Origin of the sequence: Streptomyces capoamus, from assembly GCF_014654935.1 — a bacterium.
GTDB classification, from domain to species: Bacteria; Actinomycetota; Actinomycetes; order Streptomycetales; family Streptomycetaceae; genus Streptomyces; species Streptomyces capoamus.
In genome coordinates, this window is the sequence record NZ_BNBF01000017.1 from 153,898 (window position 1) to 158,923 (window position 5,026).

The 5,026-nt window shown below is 71.6% G+C and carries 3 protein-coding genes; 1 reads left to right on the forward strand and 2 read right to left on the reverse strand.

Annotated elements, in window-relative coordinates:
- Nucleotides 1–64 precede the first annotated feature (64 nt).
- Entirely contained in the window at nucleotides 65–1,270 is a 1,206-nt protein-coding gene (locus tag IE312_RS25475; protein ID WP_229900415.1) for a putative hexosyltransferase, read from the reverse strand.
- 173 nt (nucleotides 1,271–1,443) lie between these two features.
- Here IE312_RS25475 and IE312_RS25480 point away from each other — a divergent pair, with 173 nt between their 5' ends.
- Complete coding sequence (locus IE312_RS25480) at nucleotides 1,444–2,898, forward strand: glyceraldehyde-3-phosphate dehydrogenase (RefSeq protein ID WP_189984657.1); 1,455 nt, start codon at nucleotides 1,444–1,446, stop codon at nucleotides 2,896–2,898.
- Nucleotides 2,899–2,974: 76 nt separating this feature from the next.
- On the opposite strand, the gene IE312_RS25485 is transcribed toward IE312_RS25480, so the two are convergent.
- Complete coding sequence (locus tag IE312_RS25485; protein ID WP_189984658.1) at nucleotides 2,975–4,927, reverse strand: collagenase; 1,953 nt, start codon at nucleotides 4,925–4,927, stop codon at nucleotides 2,975–2,977.
- Between the last annotated feature and the right edge of the window lie 99 nt (nucleotides 4,928–5,026).

Genomic DNA, 5,026 nt, shown 5'->3' on the forward strand with positions numbered 1-5,026 from the left:
CGGCCCCCCGGACGATCATGCCGCCTTCCCCTCTCCGCACGGGCCGGGCGAGCCCGGCGGTGGTTCACAGCGGGGAGTGGGCCACGGCCGTCACGTAGGCGCCGGCCAGCAGGGAGACCAGGGCGAGGGCGCCGTATACGACCACCGCCCGGGAGCGGCGCAGCCACCAGGTCCGGGCGAGCGCGCGGGCCACCGGCACGAGCAGCGGGAAGGCCGGCAGCAGGAACCGGGGCTTGGAGGAGAAGGAACCGGAACCGCCGAGCACCAGCAGGACCAGGACGCCGGAGAAGACCACCAGGGCCAGCGGGGCGCGTTCCAGGCACAGCAGGACGAACAGCAGCACGCTCGCCGCGACGATCAGGAGGGCCGCCGGGTAGACGACGCCGCCGCCGTGCAGCAGCAGGGCCTTGAGGAAGCGCACCGAGCCGGCACCGAAGTCGAAGCGGGAGTCCCAGGCGCGCTGGACCGAGAAGTAGCCGCCGAGCAGGTCTCCGGTGCGGCCGCCCACCCACAGCACGTAGGCCGGCCAGCCCAGCGGGGCCAGGAGCGCGCCGGCCCACAGGCGCGCCGGGACCCGGCCGCGCCGGCGCAGCGCCTCGTGGCCTGCGGCGAGGCAGACGGCCACCGCCACCGCGAAGCCGCTGGGCCGGGACAGACCCGCCAGCACGGCCAGCGTGCCGGCCCACAGCCAGCGGCCCCGCAGCACGCAGTACAGGGACCAGGCGGCGAGCGCGGCGAACAGCGACTCGGTGTAGGCGAGGGTGAGTTCGACCGCGTGCGGCAGGGCGGCCCACAGCGCGACCAGCGCGGTGGCCACGCCCCGCCCGTACAGCAGGTGCCCGACGCGGTAGACGCCGTACGCGGCCACGCACGCGGCCGTCCAGGCGATGAGCAGGCCGGTCTGGCCCGGGCCGAGCGGCAGCACGGTGGCCAGGGCCCGGATGAGCGCCGGGTAGAGGGGGAAGAACGCCCAGTCGGTCTGGACGGCGCCCGTGGGGGCGATCCAGATGAGGCGGCCGTAGCCGTGCGTGGCGATGTGCAGGTACCAGCGGGAGTCCCAGGAGTGGGCCAGGTTCCGCACCAGCGGGTGCCCGCGCAGTTCGTTCGTGAGGATCACCGTGAGGATCCCGGCGAGCCGCAGGCCCGCGAAGAGCGCGAGGGCGGGCAGGAATTCCCGGGTCGCGCCGGCGGCGGGCCGCGGCAGCCGGGGGCGGCGCAGGGGCCCGGCGGGGGCCGTCGGCTCGGGCCGCGGCACGGAGGAGGTACTCACGGGGTCGACCTTGGTCACGCCCGGGAAGCGGTGCAAAGCACGACCCGGGTTTCTTACACAGTTCCACCCCTATTCACGAATCCGGGCGCTCCCGGGTGACGGATACCCCCAGCCCAGACCCCCCTCAGGGTGTGGTTATCATATGAGCGCTGCCTAGCTCGAAAGATGGATCTGTGACTGTCAACGACGACTCGTTCACCAACTGGAAGATCCGCGAGGAGATCGCGGAGTCGATGATCCCGCTCATCGGGAAGCTGCACCGCGAGCGGGACGTGACCGTCCTGCTGCACAGCCGCTCCCTGGTGAACAAGTCGGTGGTCAGCATTCTCAAGACCCACCGCTTCGCCCGGCAGATCGCCGGTGCCGAGCTGTCGGTCACCGAGACGATGCCCTTCCTCGAGGCCCTGACCGCCCTCGACCTCGGACCCTCCCAGATCGACCTCGGCATGCTGGCCACCACCTACAAGGCCGACGACCGGGGCCTGAGCGTGGCCGAGTTCACCGCCGAGGCCGTCGCCGGCGCCACCGGCGCCGACAAGATCGAGCGCCGTGAACCCCGCGACGTCGTCCTGTACGGCTTCGGCCGCATCGGCCGCCTCGTCGCCCGCCTGCTGATCGAGAAGGCCGGCTCCGGCAACGGCCTGCGCCTGCGCGCCATCGTCGTGCGCGGCGGCGGCGCCCGGGCCGCCGGGGACCTCGTCAAGCGCGCCTCGCTGCTGCGCCGCGACTCCATCCACGGCCAGTTCCAGGGCACCATCACGGTCGACGAGGACAGCAGCACGATCGTCGCCAACGGCAACGCCGTCAAGGTGATCTACGCCGACGACCCGTCGCACGTGGACTACACCGAGTACGGCATCCGGGACGCCATCCTCATCGACAACACCGGCAAGTGGCGCGACCGCGAGGGCCTGTCCAAGCACCTGCGCCCCGGCATCGAGAAGGTCGTGCTGACCGCGCCGGGCAAGGGCGACGTCCCGAACATCGTCCACGGCGTCAACCACGACACCGTCAAGCCGGACGAGCAGATCCTGTCCTGCGCCTCCTGCACCACCAACGCCATCGTCCCGCCGCTGAAGGCCATGGACGACGAGTACGGCGTGCTGCGCGGCCACGTGGAGACCGTCCACTCGTTCACCAACGACCAGAACCTGCTGGACAACTACCACAAGTCCGAGCGCCGGGGCCGCTCCGCGGCGCTCAACATGGTCATCACCGAGACCGGTGCCGCCTCGGCCGTCGCCAAGGCGCTGCCCGACCTCAAGGCCACGATCAGCGGCAGCTCGATCCGCGTCCCGGTGCCGGACGTCTCGATCGCCATCCTCAACCTGCAGCTGGCCCGCGAGACCACCCGCGAGGAGGTCCACGACTACCTGCGCGAGGTGTCGCTGACCTCGCCGCTCAAGCGCCAGATCGACTTCATCACGGCGCCCGACGCGGTCTCCAGCGACTTCATCGGCTCGCGCCACGCCTCGATCGTGGACGCCGGCGCCCTCAAGGTCGACGGCGACAACGCGATCCTCTACCTCTGGTACGACAACGAGTTCGGCTACTCCTGCCAGGTCGTCCGGGTCGTCCAGCACGTCTCGGGCGTGGAGTACCCGACGTTCCCGGCGCCGGCGGTCTGATCCGCCGGGCCTCGCGCACGCGTACGGCCGCCGACCGGGATCCCCGGTCGGCGGCCGGCTCGCCGGGCGCGCGCGGTCAGGCCGCGGCCGGCCGGGCACAGGCGCCCGCGGCGCACGCCGTGAGCCACTGGTCGAAGTCGGCGTCGTAGCGGGTGCCGATACCGTCGTGGTAGACGGCGTATCCGCCGGCGTAGTCACCCACGCGGAAGCGGGCGAGCATGCGCCGGACGTCGTCGGGGTGCTTCTCGATCATGTAGCGCACGGCGAGATAGCCCCACGGGTAGGTGCGGGTCACGTCGCTGTTGTCATACGTGTTCTCGAACAGGGTGCTCAGCCGGTACGTGTGCCTGCCGGCCTCCTGGACCGCCTGGTCGTCGGCGAGGCCGCGGTAGCTGTAGGAGACGTACTCGGCGATGCCCTCGATCCACCACACGTCCGGCACGGAGATCTGCCGCGCGAAGTCGCCCGCCATGTCGTCGCGCGCGTCCAGGAAGTGCGTGTACTCGTGGTTGAGGTTCCAGATCCGGGCCGGGAAGCCGTCGTCGTAGTTCTTCTGGTACATCACCGACATCGGCTGGTTGGCCGGGTCCGACGGGTCGCCGCCCAGCGTCATGCCGCCGTTGTCGGTGCTGATGCCGTACATCGCGCCGGCGTACGTCCGGTAGTCGGCGCGGCCGGCGAAGACCACGAGCCGGAGGGTGGAGGCGTACTGCCCGGGTATCCGGCCGTCGGCCCCGACGACCCGGCCGAAGTAGGCGTCCTGGCGGAGCACGCTGGCGCAGGCGGCGTCGAGGTCGGCGGCGGTGAGCGCCTGGGCCCGGACGGTGACGTTCGCGTCGCAGTGGTGCGTGACGGGCAGAACGGCCTTGTCGAGCTTGTCCGGCAGGTTGCAGACCTCGTAGTAGGCGCAGTCGTCCGGGTCGTAGGCGGCGGCCTGGGTGGCCACGGCGACCCACAGCCCGGCCGTCGGGCCGGTGATCGCGGTCCGGTCCAGCAGGTCCTTCGTCAACGGCCTCACGTCGTCACGGAGTCCGGGGTGCTCGGTGTAACGGGCCAGGTTCATACCGGCGTTGGAGTCCAGGAAGGCCAGGTCGGTGCCGAGCTGGTCGGTGTTGGCCAGCGCGAAGTCGTACAGGGTGTCGATGACGCGCGGGTCGGCCTGGACCGCCTGCACGTACCGCGGGTTCCAGTTGCCTCGCCACAGGGGCGTGTAGACGTCGTTGACCGCCCTGGTCATGCTGTCGACCGCGTCGTAGGAGCTGTCGTAGTCGTTCAGCAGCCGCCGGTAGACGTACAGGTAGCGGTCCTGCTGGTCGGCGCTGTCGGTGAGGATGACGGTCTCGCCGAGGATGCCGCCGTTGGCCGCCGAGACGTCACGGGAGTGGGGGCGGGCGAAGAAGGTGTCCATGCCGGCCGTGACGGCGGTGGTGAGTCGCGCGGTGTACGTGCCCACGTCCGCGGGGTGGTTGAACTGCACGTAGTAGCCGGCGCGCAGGAAGAGGACCAGTTGCAGCAGGCCGCCGGAGTTGTCGCCGCGGTACTGGCCGGCGGTGCGTGTGAAGGCGTTCGCCACGGTCAGCATCTGGGCCTGGCGGAAGACGGCACGAGCGTCCGGGCCGGCGACCGGGAAAAGGGTGTTCACGCAGTCCGGGGTCGCCGCCTTGACGTAGGCGACGAGGGCGGAGCCGGTACGGCTGCCGAAGTCGGCCGGGGTGCAGGAGGCGGCCTTCACCGTGTTCCCGGACGGTTTGGCGGACAGTGGCTGCAGCGGCGGGAGTTGGACCGGGCTGAGGCCCCTGGCCCGGGTATCGGGGCGCTCGGTCGCGGCGGTGGACGCCGCGGCGGGCGGCGGAACGGCGAGGTGGGCGCGCGGGGCGGGGGCGGTGGCCGTACCGGGGTGCGGCCGGGGTGCCGCCAGCGCCGGGGTGGACAGCAAGCCGGCCAGGGTGACGCAGACGGCGGCGGCGCCGGCGATGCGGCCGGCCGCGCCTCTCGGCGTGCGTCCGGGCAGCGCGAAGCGATAGCGCATCTGGATTCCTCCACGAAGGGACGCGCCTCTGTGGGGTGTTGAGGCGTGTGAGGCACTGTCTCAGCGCGGTCACCGCCCCAACAATGGCGTGTGACATAG